The sequence below is a fragment of the Gilliamella apicola genome (assembly GCF_003202655.1).
GTDB lineage: Bacteria > Pseudomonadota > Gammaproteobacteria > Enterobacterales > Orbaceae > Gilliamella > Gilliamella apicola_R.
Map to the genome: position 1 here is coordinate 108,818 of NZ_QGLR01000009.1, position 15,313 is coordinate 124,130.

Consider the following 15,313-nt stretch of genomic DNA (forward strand, 5'->3'; position numbering starts at 1 on the left):
TATTATTTATGTTACAAATTAAAAATGCAGTATTTAAAATAAGTGATTTCCGCATATTTACTATTGAATCATTAACCATTAATGATGGTGATATTGTGGCTTTTGTTGGACGAAATGGATCGGGTAAATCGGTATTAGCTAAAGCATTAGCTGGTGATCAACCGTTATTGTCAGGGGAAGTAATTAATCAATTTAAATCAATAGCCCATATCTCATTTGAACATCTACAAAAAATAATAGACGATGAATGGAAACGTAATAACACCGATATGCTTAGCGACAATGAATATGATACCGGGCTAACGACTGCTGAAATCATTCAAGAAACGCATCAAGACGCAGAACTTTGTAAACACTTAGCGCAGCAATTTGGTATTGAACATCTCTTAGAGCGTCGTTTTAAATATCTCTCTACTGGCGAAACTCGAAAGACATTGATCTGCCGTACCTTGATGAGTCAACCAGATCTATTAATATTAGATGAACCTTTTGATGGTTTAGATGTGGCATCTCGAGCTAATTTAGCTGAAAAACTAAGCCAGTTATCTGCACAAACTATTACGATTATAATGGTATTAAATCGTTTTAATGAAATCCCACCATTTGTAAAAAATATTGGTTTACTGGCTAATTGTCAACTATTGAAATTTGGACCTAAAGACACCATATTAGATGACGTAGCCATCAAGCAACTGGCAAATTTAGAACAATTATCAAACTTTACTTTACCCGAACCGGATGAAACTCCAATTCAACTACCCGATACGTTGGATCGCATTATTTTAAATAATGGTTATGTTCAATATGATGGTAAAGCAATTATTAATGGACTAAATTGGTTAGTAAAAGCAAATGAAAATTGGCAAATAGTTGGGCCAAATGGGGCAGGAAAATCGACATTATTGAGTCTAATAACGGGTGATCATCCTCAGGGATATAGTAACGATTTGACACTGTTTGGCCGTAAACGAGGTTCTGGTGAAACAATATGGGACATTAAACGCCATATTGGTTACGTCAGTAGTAGTTTTCATCTTGATTATCGAGTTAGCTTGAGTGTAGAAAATGTATTGATATCAGGTTACTTTGATTCAATTGGCGTCTACCAAGCGATTAGTGATAAGCAGTCAAAATTAGTTAAGCAGTGGTTGCAATTACTAGATTTAACCGATTTAGCCGAAAAACCTTTTCACTCGTTATCGTGGGGGCAACAGCGATTAATACTGATTGCTAGGGCGTTAGTTAAACATCCAACTTTACTTATCTTAGATGAACCGTTACAAGGACTGGATCAGCTAAACAGAGAATTGGTCAAAAGTTGGATAGATAATTTAATTGATAAAGGTGATACGCAATTGTTGTTTGTTTCACATCATGCAGAAGATGCGCCAAAATGCATCACTCATCGATTAACATTTGTGCCTAATGAGACTGTTGGCTATCAATACAAAATAGAGAGTATTAAATAAAGTATTAGATAAAAACTATTAAAACATGACTTAAAAATAGGAATAATCGATATAAAAACTTTTTTCTAGCGGCTATTTATTAGCCTAAAACTTCAAAAAAGTTTATATTGATTATACTTAGCAAGTTATCCCCGTTGCCTGTGGATAAGTCTGTGAATAGTTAATTGAAAAGTGAGCTAACTTCAATGCCTATCAGGTTTTTATTTAATTTGATTACAAGTTAAGCATGAATATAATTATATATATTTATCAATATGTTATCATAAATCAAGGTTCTTTTTTTTACATATCTTTACATACTTTTAACTTAACTGAACAAAAAATATAACATTTTTGAAGGTCAAGTGTTTTTGGGGATAATTTTTATTAATAGGTAAAATTTTAGGTTGCGATGTAATGAGAAAATTTAAATTATGTTCTGATTTTAAACCAGCGGGAGATCAACCTGCAGCGATTGAACGTATTAATCAAAATCTTGATGATGGAATTGCACATCAAACACTATTAGGCGTGACAGGTTCCGGTAAAACTTTTACCATGGCTAATGTTATTGCTAAGCATAATCGCCCAACTATTATTTTAGCGCCAAATAAAACTTTGGCCGCGCAATTGTATGGTGAGATGAAAGCCTTCTTTCCTGATAATGCGGTAGAATATTTTGTTTCGTATTATGATTATTATCAGCCAGAATCTTATGTGCCTTCAACTGACACATTTATAGAGAAAGATGCATCGATTAACGAACACATTGAGCAAATGCGACTGTCAGCAACTAAATCGTTATTAGAGCGTCGTGATGTAGTCATTGTTGCCTCGGTATCAGCTATTTATGGATTGGGTGCACCAGAAACCTACATGTCAATGATATTACATTTGGCAAGAGGGACTATTACTGATCAACGAGCAATCTTACAGCGTTTAGCTGAATTACAATATACTCGTAATGAGATTGGCTTTAATCGTGGTACTTTTCGGGTTCGTGGTGATGTTATTGATATTTTTCCTGCTGATTCTGATGAGCATGCTGTACGTGTTGAGCTTTTTGATGATGAAGTTGAAAGAATTGTGATATTTGATCCATTAACAGGTAATGCGATTAATGATGTGCCACGGATAACCATTTATCCAAAAACACACTATGTCACCCCAAGAAATATCATGGATAATGCGATTGTTGAAATTAAGCAAGAGCTCCAAGAGCGCCAAAGAGCCTTATTGGATAATAACCGTCTTTTAGAAGAGCAACGTTTAACGCAACGAACCCTATTTGATATAGAGATGATGACTGAACTCGGCTACTGTTCAGGTATTGAGAACTACTCTCGTTATTTAGCACAGCGCAAGGCCGGTGATCCACCTGCAACATTATTTGATTATTTACCCGCTGATGGTTTATTGTTTATTGATGAATCTCATGTGGCGATCCCTCAATTGGGAGCAATGTATAATGGCGATAGATCGCGAAAATTGAATCTTGTCGAGTACGGTTTTCGGTTACCTTCAGCCTTGGATAATCGGCCATTAAAATTTGCTGAATTCGAAAATATTATGCCACAAACGATTTATGTTTCAGCAACCCCAGCTAAATATGAAATAGAAAAATCAGGTAGTGAAATTATTGAGCAAGTGGTAAGGCCAACAGGATTATTAGATCCAATCATTGAAGTTAGGCCGGTGGCAACCCAAGTCGATGATTTATTGTCTGAGATTAAATTACGCATAAATCAAGATGAACGCGTTTTAGTCACCACATTAACTAAACGTATGGCGGAAAATTTAACTGACTATTTATCTGAACATAATGTTAATGTTAAATATTTGCATTCCGATATCAACACTGTGGAACGAATGGAAATTATCCGTGATCTTCGTTTAGGTAAGATTGATGTATTAGTTGGTATTAACTTATTACGAGAAGGATTAGATATTCCAGAAGTATCATTAGTCGCGATTTTAGATGCTGACCGTGAAGGTTTTTTACGCTCGGAAAGTTCATTAATCCAAACAGTTGGCCGTGCTGCGCGCAACGTTAATGGAAAAGCAATATTGTATGCAGATAAAATTACTCCAGCCATGCAGCTGACGATTGATGAAACTGCAAGGCGTCGTAAAAAACAGGAAGATTTTAACCAAGCACATGGTATTATGCCGAAATCAGTGCGCAAAGAGATCAAAGATATTTTAGATGCAGGTTTAAGCACTAAAAAAGCCACAGCTAAAATTCAAGCGTTTGAACCAGGTGGTCAGTATAATTATGTTTCAATAAAAGAGGTTCAAGCCAGAGTCAAAGAGCTTGAAGCTATGATGTACGAAGCTGCCCAAAATCTGGAGTTTGAAAAAGCGGGGGTATTACGTGATGAGATTAAAAAATTACGTTCAGATTTTATAAAAGTATCTTAATAAGAAGTTTTCAAGGAAAATAGAATGACAATAACTCGAATAGATCCGGCAGAAAGATGGTCAGAAGCGGTAATTCATAACAATGTAATTTACTACACTAGTGTACCTACTGATTTGAGCGATGATGCTTATCTACAAACGAAAAGTGCCTTAGCTGAGATAGATCAAATTTTAGCAAGGGCAAATAGTGATAAAACTCGCATTTTAGATGCTACATTATTTTTAGTAAATAAAAGCGATTTTAGCGCCATGAACCGAGCTTGGGACGAATGGGTCGCCAAAGGAAAAGCCCCAGTTCGTTGTACCGTTAATGCGGGATTAATGAAACAAGAATATTTGGTTGAAATAAAAATCATTGCTGCAGTCAATCCATAGTATCACGCTAATCCGCCATATTTTGGCGGATTTTATTTGCTTAATCTAGCAATTTAACTTATTGATAATTAACCTTACTTCTTGCTAGCCCAATCATTTAATTTTAGTGTATACTTTGGGCACTTAATATTTTATCTCTCGCTTAAATTGTCTATGCAAACTCAACCTAAAATTGCCATTGTGATGGGATCAAAAAGTGATTGGGCCACTATGCAGCACGCAGCCGATATCTTAGATACCTTAACCATCGCTTATCACGTCGAAATTGTTTCCGCACATCGAACACCAGATAAACTATTTGAATTTGCGCAAACTGCCAAATCACGAGGTTTTGATGTGATTATCGCTGGAGCAGGGGGGGCTGCGCATTTACCTGGGATGTTAGCCGCGAAAACGTTAATTCCAGTATTGGGTGTTCCAGTACAAAGTGCCGCACTCAGTGGTGTGGATAGTCTTTATTCCATCGTGCAAATGCCGAAAGGTATTCCTGTCGGGACCTTAGCCATAGGTAAAGCTGGAGCGGCAAATGCCGCGTTATTAGCCGCACAAATTTTGGCATTGCATAATCAAGATATCTATCAACTTTTATCAAATTGGCGATTAAGTCAAACCGATGAAGTTTTAAATAATCCTGATCCAAGAGTCGACATCTAATATGACAATTCAAACAGTTTGTGTTTTAGGAAATGGCCAGTTAGGGCGTATGTTAAGACAGGCCGGTGAGCCTTTAGGTATTCATGTCTATCCGGTTGGTTTGGATGTTGACCCAGCAACCATCCCTTACCAAAATTCAGTTATAACAGCCGAAATAGAACGTTGGCCGCAAACACCTTTCACCCAAATATTAGCTAGCCATCCGCATTTTGTTAATCGAGATGTATTTCCGATCATTGCCGATCGTTTAAGCCAAAAACAGCTACTTGATCAACTTAATTTGCCTACGGCTAAATGGTATCCAGTTAATGATGAGCATGAGTGGTCAAGTTTTTTTGAAAAGTTAGGTGATCGGTTGATCGTTAAACGTCGAATCGGTGGTTATGATGGACGAGGTCAATGGCGCCTAACTGTTGATGATCAGATTCCAGATGAGGCTTGTCAAAATACTATTGTTGAACAAGCTATTCCTTTTGAAAAAGAGCTATCACTGGTTGGCGCTAGAAATGCTAATGGTGAGACAGTGTTTTATCCTTTGACCAATAATTTGCACCAAGATGGCATTTTAAAAATGAGTGTTACCATTCCATATGAAAATAATAGCTTACAGACAAAGGCTGAGCAGATGCTTTCAAGCATAATGCATAAGCTTAATTATGTAGGCGTTATGGCGATGGAATGTTTTGTTGTTGGTGATAACTTACTTATTAATGAATTAGCACCAAGAGTACATAATAGTGGACATTGGACACAAAATGGTGCCTCTATCAGCCAATTTGAATTGCATTTACGCGCTATCTTAGGTTTACCGCTACCTAAACCAGATGTCTTTTGTCCAGCGGTAATGGTAAATTTAATTGGCACAGATTTTAATCTCAATTGGCTATCAGTTAATTTAGCGCATCTACACTGGTATGAAAAAGAAGTTAGAGTCGGGCGTAAAGTGGGACATATCAATTTAAGTCATCAACATCGTCCAGAATTGATTGAAGCATTAAGTCAATTATCTGCTTTATTACCGACTGAATATAGTCAACCAATAACGTGGGCAATACAGAAGTTATAGCTGATTAAATCAAGAGATTGCGATATGATCGATTTTAGTAAAAAAATTAATTATCAACGCTACGCCAGTAAACAACGTGAAGCATCTGATGAATATTCTATTTTACGTTTTTTTGAAAGCGACCGTGGACGCATTCTTAATTCTGCCGCTATCAGGCGCTTACAGCAAAAAACTCAGGTATTTCCTTTAGAACGTAATTCTGTGGTTCGAACCCGACTTACTCATTCAATGGAAGTACAACAAGTTGGTCGTTATATTGTAAAAGAGATTGTCAATCGACTGAATAAATCAGGAAAATTAAAAACATTTGGCTTGGAAAATTCAGTCATGTCCATTGAAAGCCTTGTCGAAATGGCTTGCTTAATGCATGATATTGGTAATCCACCATTTGGCCATTTTGGTGAGGCGGCAATCAATCATTGGTTTGCTCAGCGTTTAGGCATTGACACCACATCAATTTACCCAGTGCTGAATATTAATGATGCTGATGATGATTCGACTAAATCTTTAAAATTAAAAATACGCCAAGATCTGGCTAATTTTGAAGGTAATGCACAAGCGATTCGATTAGTGCATACAATCTTACGGCTCAATTTAACCTACTCGCAGATTGCGTCAATTTTTAAATATTCTAAACCAGCTTATTGGTCGGATCCTATACCTGATGAATTTAATTATTTAATGAAGAAGCCTGGATATTATCTATCCGAGGAATCTTTTGTTAAAACGATGTCAGAGCAACTAGATATTCAACCTTTCCACCGCTATCCACTTACTTATATTATGGAAGCGGCCGATGATATTTCTTATTGCATTGCCGATCTTGAAGATGCAGTTGAAAAGAAAATTTTAACGGTACAACAACTTTATCATTATCTAAAAGAAGCATGGGGACCAGTTAAGAAAGGTGATCTCTTTGATGAAGTTGTCAATCGACCTTATGATAATTTGAAAAAAAATGAATTTGAAGCAATAGGTATCGACCAGTTCTTTATGTATTTGCGGGTAAATACTATAAGTCATCTGGTACCTCATGCTGCAGAACGATTTATTGAAAATATCGAAGCAATCTACCATGGCTCTTTTAATCACGCGCTACTTGAAGATCATGATGCGGAATATAAATTACTTAACATCTTCAAAACAGTAGGATTTGAACATATTTTTAACCATGAGACTGTTGAAAATGTAGAACTTCAAGGCTACCGAATTATTACTGGATTACTGGATATTTATAGCCCACTTTTAAATATGCCTACTGACGACTTCATAAAATTAGTCAAAACCGGTAATCATAAAAAATATCCTATTGAAACTCGACTCTACCATAAATTATCGGCAAAACATTGTGTGGCTTATCAACAAGCACTTGAGCAGTTAAATGATCAACAATTTAATTGTTGGGAATTTTATTATCGTTGTCGTTTGATTCAGGATTACATTAGTGGCATGACCGACCACTTTGCTTATGATGAATATCGCAAATTAATGGTAACATTCTGATTTTTAACATTACCAATAGCACCAAAAATAAGCACAAGCACCATATTGGTGCGATGATAAGGTTATTTTTTTCCTCCTAAAGCTCCGTTTCTCAACTTTTTTTAAAAAAGTAACAATCAATAAACCCTAATATTTTTAGGTATTTTAATCTAATTCAAACAATTATTAATTTTGGCACGGCCTTTGCATTATCTCGAATAACATTAATAGTTATGAGGAGTAATGGATGAAATTTGTCACTGTAGTTATCAAACCTTTTAAATTAGAAGAGGTCAGAGAGTCATTATCCAATATAGGTGTTACGGGGTTAACTGTTACTGAAGTTAAAGGTTTTGGTCGGCAAAAAGGTCATGCTGAATTGTATCGAGGTGCAGAATACAATGTTAATTTTTTGCCAAAAGTAAAAATAGAGCTAGCGATCAGTGATGAATTACTTGATGAAGTAATTAGTACTATTACTAAAGCCGCTTATACCGGAAAAATAGGCGATGGCAAAATATTTGTTACGTCGTTAGAACATGTCGTGCGAATTCGTACCGGCGAGACTGATGAGTCAGCACTATAACTATCAATAAGGATATCATTATGTTGAAAAAAATTATTTTCTCTTTAGGCTTGCTTTTAACCTGCCCGGTCTTTGCCGAAGAAGTAGCAATTGTTGATAAAGCCGATAACGGTTTTATGATGATTTGTACCGCATTAGTGCTATTTATGTCTGTGCCGGGTATCGCCTTTTTTTATGGTGGCTTATTAAGATCTAAAAATGTACTCTCCATGTTATCACAAGTATTAGTGACTTTTTCATTAATAGCTGTATTATGGATTGTTTATGGCTATTCATTAGCATTTGGTGAGGGTAATTGGTTTTTCGGTAATTTTGACCAATTTTTGTTAGTTAATGTTGGTATTACTAATATTTCAGGATCGATTTATGAAATGATTTGGATTGCCTTTCAAGGTTCATTTGCTTGTATCACATGTTGTTTGATTTTAGGGGCTTTTGCCGAAAGAATTCGTTTTTCAGCCGTCCTGATCTTTATGGTGTTATGGTTTACTTTCTCCTATATTCCGATGGCGCATATGGTTTGGGGGGGCGGAATCCTTGGTGATGAAGGCGCATTGGATTTTGCCGGTGGTACTGTGGTGCATATTAATGCTGCTGTTGCTGGCCTATTAGGTGCTTACTTGCTTAAAAGCCGTATTGGTTATAACCGTGAGCCGTTAAAACCATTCAACTTACCGTATGTTTATCTAGGTGCAGCAATATTATACATTGGTTGGTTTGGCTTCAATGCCGGATCTTCAACTCACGCGGACGAAATCGCAGGCCTCGCATTTATCAATACAGTTGCAGCAACAGCAGCAGCGGTACTCTCTTGGACTATAGCTGAATGGTTATTACGTGGTAAACCATCATGTTTAGGCGCAGCCTCAGGCGTGATTGCTGGCTTAGTTGGTATAACCCCGGCAGCAGGTTTTGTCGGTGTCGGCGGTGCGATGTTAATTGGTCTTATTTGTGGATTTGCCGGTGTTTGGGGAGTTTCATCTTTAAAAAGGATTCTAAAAGTCGATGATACCTGTGATGTATTTGGTGTTCATGGTGTGTGTGGTATTGTAGGTTGTCTATTAACTGGAGTATTTGCATCTGAGTCATTAGGCGGAACCGGTTACGCCGATGGTATCACAATGGTGAGTCAAGTAGGTATACAGTTAATGAGTGTCATCACTTGTGTAGTCTGGACAGCAATTATTGCTTATATTGCGTATAAAATTGCCGATCTAAGTGTTGGTTTGCGAGTATCTGAAGAGTATGAACGTGAAGGTCTTGACATTAACAGCCATGGTGAAAGTGCTTTCAATAATTAAGTAAGAAAAGTTAAGTTATACATATCATTGTTAAAAATTATATATAAAAAAATCTACAGTAGGTGAGTACTGTAGATTTTTGACTTATTAATTATTGTTAAGTTTTTTTCTAGTCATCCCATAGCATAATTGCATTATCTTGGGTCAGGACTAAAGGTGGAGCAAAAAGGTACTCTTTAAATTTCGTTGGTAATAATTGTACATTGTTCAAATTAAACTGTATTTCAGGATAAAACTTGGCAAATTCCTTTAAACGGACATTAAGTAACTCCATTACTCGGTGTGATTCTTTAGCGATTAACATTTCCTCTTTTAACATCCCAATCTGTTTCTTATGATGCTCTGACTCATATATCTCTGGAAAAACAAATGAAAAACCCGATTTATTATTGGTATAGTTATCATTATGATGTTCCCTATATTCAGAATGGTGAAGTTTTAATCCCTTGATACGTAACCCAATAATCTCATCAATATGATCAGTATAATCATTTAAAGTTGAATCTAGATAAGCTAAGGTGTTATGTTCAGGAATTGCATCATTACTGTGCACTAAGGTAAATAATGGCTTTTTATATGTCTTCATTCTGTAACTTCCTTTTAATTCAGGATAAAATAGAATAATAAATTTGACAATAAACATAAACGGCGATTTATATTGTCAAGGTATGTCTGTATAACCTAATGTTTACCCATAAAAATCAATTAAGATTTTTAATATTTTGCTATTTACGACTGACTATTAAAACTAATGGTTTTTATCGAAAACCATTTTGTTACCATTACAATAAGACTAACAGGCTAATTAATAGCATGCTTTAAACCGACTATCTTTTAAGTGCCCCCCATAATGTTGTTAAAATATTAGTTATATAAAATGATTAAATATTTTAAATATAATTTAAGTTTACCATTCAGAAAGTAACCGAATAAATAAACTACTTTTTATTGGATAAAGGTAAGTTAGACTTCTTGCAACTAAACATTTATCACGCTGTTAAGCTTTCCTTTTGATAAAATATTTGTCATAGAATCTTGATTAAGATTAGGGATATATTGACACCTCAATCCAATCATTGGTTAATGTAAGTCCATTTAAGAAGTATCAAATCTTCTTGAAAATGTTGATAATAAAAGGGATAAACTCTACTGCAAATTTATCTTATATCGGACTTAACTCTTTTGTTATTACTCTACTAAAAATATTTTTCAGAAAACTATTAACTTTTGATGAAGCAATCTTATTTATTCTAAAGAATAGAAAATATCTATATATTGGTACGATTAGTGGATATTTCAATACCATTAGATAACATTACTCAATCTTTTTTTATTTTACTAAATAAAACGAATAACAAAATGTATCAACTACGGTAAAGGTATTACTTTATAGATGCAAAACTTAAAAGAATATAACTTATTTAACTTAACTTTACAAATAATATTGCAAATTTTAATTGTTAAATACTAATGATTTTTATTATTTTTGTCTACTATTTGATAAATGATCTATTGTTAACTTTAGGTGAGCTAGATTATTGCAAAAGTGTGATATGCATCATTTTAGTGAATTATTAGATAGGTTAATGGCGAAATATCTATTGGCATTATCAATAGGAATAGATTAGATTATATCCTCTCCATTTTATAAAATGGTTTATAGGGAATAATAAATGAACAGTGAAGAGATTCTAGCTAATAAAAATGAATTTATAAATCGTTACCAATTATCAAAGTTGCATACCTTTGAGTCAGCGGCTCGTCATCTATCCTTTGCATTAGCTGCAGAAGAGCTCTGCATTAGTCCTAGTGCGGTAAGTCATCAAATCAATAAACTTGAAGAAGAGCTTAATTTTAAATTATTTGAACGCTTTCATCGACGAATTACTTTGACCCATGATGGCAAGAATTTATTCACAGTGGTTAAAAAATCACTTAATATTTTGAATCAAGAAATTTTGGATATTAAAAATAAAGATGTTGCAGGTGGACTTACTATTTATTCATGCCCATCTTTTATTCAAGAGTTTTTGATTCCAAAATTATCGCAATTTACTGATTATTATCCCTATATCACTTTAAATATTATATCGGGGAATAAAGCAATCAATTTTAGTCAATATCCTATTGATTTAGCAATTTATTATGATTCATTACATTATGATGAATTAGCGTGTGAACATTTAATTAGTGAAACAATTTTACCGGTTTGTACACCAAGTTATGCTCACCAGTATAATCTTTATAACAACCCGGAAAATTTAAAAAACTGTGTCTTATTACACCATAACCACAATAAACTTTTAGATTTTGGTTTTGATGAATGGCAGTCATGGGCTAACCATTTTTCTCTATCTATTGATTTTAACAAAATACAAAATATGTTATTTGACCGCTCTGATCATTCGGTTACTGCGGCAATCAATAACGCCGGCATTGCTATAGGGAGAAAACAGATTATCGCTAAATATTTGGATTCTGGGCAACTGGTCGCCCCTTTTGCTGATTTAGAAGCTCCATGCACTCAGCGTTATTATATTTGTAAATCACTAGAAAAATATAACCCTAAAGCGGATATTTTTATCCAGTGGTTAAAAAGTTATGTATAATAAGTTTGCTAATAAAATTTGCCTAATTAAGTGTGGCTCACCACACTTAATTTATTGAAGATTATTTTTTTAAATGTTTTAGATTCGGTAAGGCAATGGCAAACAAAATAATGACGACACCAATCCATTGATTTATGTAGACTGATTCTCTTAAATAGAAATAAGAGCAAGTTACCGCAACAGGCAGTTCTGCAGCCGATAAAATTGCACTTAGTGAGATACCAATTTTAGGCATACCGACGGAAAATAAAAAAGGTGGTAAAACCGTGCCCAATAAGGCTAATAAAAAACCTAGTTGATAGATTTTATCGTCAATACTAAGTTCGAAGAAGAACAGTGGCGGAAAAATAACAAAAGTTACAATACAGGCACCGGTTATCATCAAGGCACTCTTTTCTAATTTTGGTAATTCATTACCAATATTGCTACTGGTGGTAATAAAAAGTGAATACATTAATGCCGCTAAAAAACCAAAGAAACAACCTGTTAAGTTCAATTCAATAGCTTGATTAAAAATGCCTGCAGCTAAAGAGCTTCCGACAATAATCGTCACTACCGTGACTAATTGTATCGGTGTTGGTTTATTTTTAAAAATAACGAAATCAATAATCACACTAATCCATAGATATTGCATAAGCAAAATAATGGCGATTGATGCTGGCACTAACTGCACGCATTGATAATAGCAAATGCCGACTAACCCAGGAAATATTCCCACGGCACATACCTGCCATTTTTTAGTTAATGGCGTTTTATTTGCCATAGTTACCTTGCTTTTATTAAGCGTTTTTACCAGAAAATGGATCCCCCATAATATTATCATGCCTAAAAAACACTGAACACCAGTTACTTGACCAAGGGTATAACCAGATTTATAAGCAGTTTTTACAATTGAGGAGAGCACGCCAAAACTGCACGCGCCTAAAAAAACTAATAAACCACCGAAAAATTTTTCTTTCATACTTAAAATCTCATTACGTTTAAAACTATATTTTTCACCAAATAATGGCGCATAAAAAATCATAACCAATAACTTGTGGCTTTATGTCACTATTTTTTACGGTATGGTAATACTCAAAAAAACAGAGGATAACTAAGGGATAATTTATCCCTTAGTTATATTGATAAGTTGTTACTTTGTAGATTGTTTATAATTAAAGGTAAAATAAAAAACCAAACCTAAAATTAACGCGTAAGCCGCAAAAATTAACCAAATCGACTGCCAATCTTTTAAGCCTTCATGGGTATTGAAATCAACTACAAAACCACTAATAAATGAACCAATAATTGCTCCAATGCCATTAACCATCGTCATAAATAGCCCTTGGGCACTGGCACGAATATTAGCACTTACTTCTTTTTCGATAAAAATAGAACCTGAAATATTAAAGAAGTCAAAAGCACAACCATAAACAATCATTGATAACATCAATAATACAAAACCAAATGGAGTTGGATCACCATAGGCAAAAAAGCCAAATCTCAGTGTCCAAGCTATTAAGCTTATCATTATGACCTTTTTAATGCCAAATTTTTTGAGAAAAAATGGGATTGTCAAAATGAAGGCAACTTCAGCCATTTGGGAGACAGATAATAATATCGCTGGATGTTGCACAATGATACTATCTTGAAATTCGGGAATCTTACCAAAATCTTTTAAAAATGCACCACCGAAGGTATTGGTGATTTGTAATATGGCACCTAATAACATCGAAAAGAGAAAAAATATCGACATTACCGGCTTTTTAAATAATACAAGCGCATCTAAGCCTAAACGTGAGATCCATGATTGCTGTTGATTGCGGTTTATTTTAATGTCAGGTAAGGTTGCACTATAGATAACCAAAATTACCGACGCACCACAAGCAATATAGAGTTGGGCATTGCTTATATCGAATTTAAGTAAGCTGATCGTCCACATAGCGATAATAAAGCCGACTGTTCCAAATACCCGAATTTTTGGAAAAACGCTAACAGAGTCTAAATGACTATGTTCCAAACAGTGATAGCTTATTGAATTAGATAAAGCAATGGTTGGCATAAATGCCATCGCATTGATTAACATCAACCAATATAAATGATTAGGTGTGGTTGCGGAGGCTGCATAAAACAGTGCAATAGCACAAACAGCATGACAAAGCATAAACAGATATTTGGGTGGAATAAATTTATCCGCAATAATGCCGATAATAAACGGCATAACTAATGCTGCAAAACCTTTTGTACTATACACTAATCCGACTTCGGCGCCAGAAAAATGCAACGTATTAATTAAATAAATACCAAACGTCGTCAGCCAGCTTCCCCAGATAAAATATTGGAAAAACATCATGACTTGTAATCTATGTTTCATGTTCATTATTTATATCCAAAATAACGTGAACTGTTTAGATGAAATTTTAAAAAATTACCAATTAAAAACGGGCAATTGTTTTAGTAATCAATTTTAAGAAGGTTGATTTAACACGCTCAGCTGTTTCAATCACTTCTTCATGCCCTAATGGTTGATCTAAAATGCCGCAAGCCATATTAGTCAGACACGAAATACCAATAGTTTTGATGCCAGAATGATGAGCAATAATGGCCTCAGGAACAGTAGACATACCAACTGCGTCAGCACCTAAAGTACGGATCATTCTAATTTCAGCTGGAGTTTCATAAGTTGGGCCAGTCCACCAAGCATAAACACCTTGTTGTAAAGTGATGTTGAGCTCTTTAGCCACTTCGCTAACAATTGCTCTTAATGGTTTATTATAAACTTCACTTACGTCCAAAAAGCGTACGCCTAATTCCGGATTATTCGGTCCCATTAATGGGTTATTAGCGGTTAAATTAATGTGATCGGTAATAATCATTAAATCACCTGGTTTAAAACTAGTGTTGACTGCACCACAGGCATTGGTAATGATGAGTTTTTCAACACCAAGCATTTTCATCACTCGCACCGGGAAGGTAACTTGATCTAATGAAAAACCTTCATAATAATGGAAACGACCTTTCATCGCGACGACTGTTTTATCACCAGATTGACCAATCACTAATTCATTCGCATGGCCAACCGCAGCGGATTTGGCAAAGTGAGGAATATTGTCATAAGGAATATGAACTGCGTCTTCAAGAGTATCGGCGAAAGGGCCCAATCCTGATCCAAGTATAATCCCGATTGTCGGTTTTTTGTCGGTTTGTTGTTGAATATAGTTCACTGCTTGTTGTATATCGGCTGTATGATGCATGACGCTATCCTTTCAAATTTTAGTAAAAACTTAATTGATCATAATTAGAAAAAGATCACATAATATATAATAAAAACAAAGTTGTTCTTATTTTGGGCGTATATTATGATGATCTTCGACCAATAAAGAAAGACGTGA

13 protein-coding genes are annotated in these 15,313 nt (G+C 34.8%); 9 read left to right on the plus strand and 4 right to left on the minus strand.

Annotated features, from left to right (window positions below):
* Positions 1–8: 8 nt before the first annotated feature.
* The 8 genes from modF to amtB all read left to right on the plus strand — a co-directional run bounded on the left by modF (position 9) and on the right by amtB (position 9,333).
* Complete coding sequence (gene modF / locus DKK70_RS05280) at positions 9–1,469, plus strand: molybdate ABC transporter ATP-binding protein ModF (protein ID WP_110433041.1); 1,461 nt, start codon at positions 9–11, stop codon at positions 1,467–1,469.
* 396 nt (positions 1,470–1,865) lie between these two features.
* Positions 1,866–3,869, plus strand: coding sequence for an excinuclease ABC subunit UvrB (gene uvrB / locus DKK70_RS05285; protein ID WP_110433042.1), 2,004 nt, complete (start codon positions 1,866–1,868; stop codon positions 3,867–3,869).
* Positions 3,870–3,893: 24 nt separating this feature from the next.
* On the plus strand, positions 3,894–4,244 hold the full coding sequence (locus DKK70_RS05290; protein ID WP_110433043.1) for a RidA family protein: 351 nt from the start codon (positions 3,894–3,896) through the stop codon (positions 4,242–4,244).
* Between the two features lie 153 nt (positions 4,245–4,397).
* Positions 4,398–4,898 (plus strand): 5-(carboxyamino)imidazole ribonucleotide mutase, encoded by a 501-nt coding sequence (purE, locus tag DKK70_RS05295; protein WP_110433044.1) that lies wholly within the window; start codon positions 4,398–4,400, stop codon positions 4,896–4,898.
* A 7-nt stretch (positions 4,899–4,905) separates the two neighbouring features.
* Entirely contained in the window at positions 4,906–5,964 is a 1,059-nt protein-coding gene (gene purK / locus DKK70_RS05300) for a 5-(carboxyamino)imidazole ribonucleotide synthase (RefSeq protein WP_110433529.1), read from the plus strand.
* Positions 5,965–5,988: 24 nt separating this feature from the next.
* Positions 5,989–7,467 carry a dGTPase gene (gene dgt / locus DKK70_RS05305; RefSeq protein ID WP_110433045.1) on the plus strand — a complete coding sequence of 493 codons (1,479 nt, stop codon included), beginning with the start codon at positions 5,989–5,991 and terminating at the stop codon, positions 7,465–7,467.
* A 226-nt stretch (positions 7,468–7,693) separates the two neighbouring features.
* Positions 7,694–8,032 carry a P-II family nitrogen regulator gene (gene glnK, locus DKK70_RS05310; protein ID WP_034882964.1) on the plus strand — a complete coding sequence of 113 codons (339 nt, stop codon included), beginning with the start codon at positions 7,694–7,696 and terminating at the stop codon, positions 8,030–8,032.
* 20 nt (positions 8,033–8,052) lie between these two features.
* Positions 8,053–9,333, plus strand: a complete 1,281-nt coding sequence (amtB, locus tag DKK70_RS05315) for an ammonium transporter AmtB (RefSeq protein WP_110433046.1) — start codon at positions 8,053–8,055, stop codon at positions 9,331–9,333.
* Between the two features lie 109 nt (positions 9,334–9,442).
* On the opposite strand, the gene DKK70_RS05320 is transcribed toward amtB, so the two are convergent.
* Entirely contained in the window at positions 9,443–9,919 is a 477-nt protein-coding gene (locus DKK70_RS05320) for a hypothetical protein (protein WP_110433047.1), read from the minus strand.
* Positions 9,920–11,006: 1,087 nt separating this feature from the next.
* Here DKK70_RS05320 and dsdC point away from each other — a divergent pair.
* A complete protein-coding gene (gene dsdC / locus DKK70_RS05325) occupies positions 11,007–11,942 on the plus strand; it encodes a DNA-binding transcriptional regulator DsdC (RefSeq protein WP_110433048.1) in 936 nt (311 codons plus the stop codon).
* A gap of 61 nt (positions 11,943–12,003) precedes the next feature.
* On the opposite strand, the gene DKK70_RS05330 is transcribed toward dsdC, so the two are convergent.
* The 3 genes from DKK70_RS05330 to DKK70_RS05340 form a co-directional block, all read right to left on the minus strand.
* A complete protein-coding gene (locus tag DKK70_RS05330) occupies positions 12,004–12,966 on the minus strand; it encodes an EamA family transporter (RefSeq protein ID WP_219999690.1) in 963 nt (320 codons plus the stop codon).
* Positions 12,967–13,074: 108 nt separating this feature from the next.
* Positions 13,075–14,301, minus strand: a complete 1,227-nt coding sequence (locus DKK70_RS05335; RefSeq protein ID WP_110433049.1) for a nucleoside permease — start codon at positions 14,299–14,301, stop codon at positions 13,075–13,077.
* 55 nt (positions 14,302–14,356) lie between these two features.
* A complete protein-coding gene (locus DKK70_RS05340; protein WP_110433050.1) occupies positions 14,357–15,175 on the minus strand; it encodes a purine-nucleoside phosphorylase in 819 nt (272 codons plus the stop codon).
* Positions 15,176–15,313: the final 138 nt, after the last annotated feature.

Bases quoted from the DNA above. Each gene is read 5' to 3' on its own strand.
- modF (WP_110433041.1), top strand. From the start codon at position 9: ATGTTACAAATTAAAAATGCAGTATTTAAAATAAGTGATTTCCGCATA.
- uvrB (WP_110433042.1), top strand. From the start codon at position 1,866: ATGAGAAAATTTAAATTATGTTCTGATTTTAAACCAGCGGGAGATCAA.
- DKK70_RS05290 (WP_110433043.1), top strand. From the start codon at position 3,894: ATGACAATAACTCGAATAGATCCGGCAGAAAGATGGTCAGAAGCGGTA.
- purE (WP_110433044.1), top strand. From the start codon at position 4,398: ATGCAAACTCAACCTAAAATTGCCATTGTGATGGGATCAAAAAGTGAT.
- dgt (WP_110433045.1), top strand. From the start codon at position 5,989: ATGATCGATTTTAGTAAAAAAATTAATTATCAACGCTACGCCAGTAAA.
- glnK (WP_034882964.1), top strand. From the start codon at position 7,694: ATGAAATTTGTCACTGTAGTTATCAAACCTTTTAAATTAGAAGAGGTC.
- amtB (WP_110433046.1), top strand. From the start codon at position 8,053: ATGTTGAAAAAAATTATTTTCTCTTTAGGCTTGCTTTTAACCTGCCCG.
- DKK70_RS05320 (WP_110433047.1), bottom strand. From the start codon at position 9,919: ATGAAGACATATAAAAAGCCATTATTTACCTTAGTGCACAGTAATGAT.
- dsdC (WP_110433048.1), top strand. From the start codon at position 11,007: ATGAACAGTGAAGAGATTCTAGCTAATAAAAATGAATTTATAAATCGT.
- DKK70_RS05330 (WP_219999690.1), bottom strand. From the start codon at position 12,966: ATGATTTTTTATGCGCCATTATTTGGTGAAAAATATAGTTTTAAACGT.
- DKK70_RS05335 (WP_110433049.1), bottom strand. From the start codon at position 14,301: ATGAACATGAAACATAGATTACAAGTCATGATGTTTTTCCAATATTTT.
- DKK70_RS05340 (WP_110433050.1), bottom strand. From the start codon at position 15,175: ATGCATCATACAGCCGATATACAACAAGCAGTGAACTATATTCAACAA.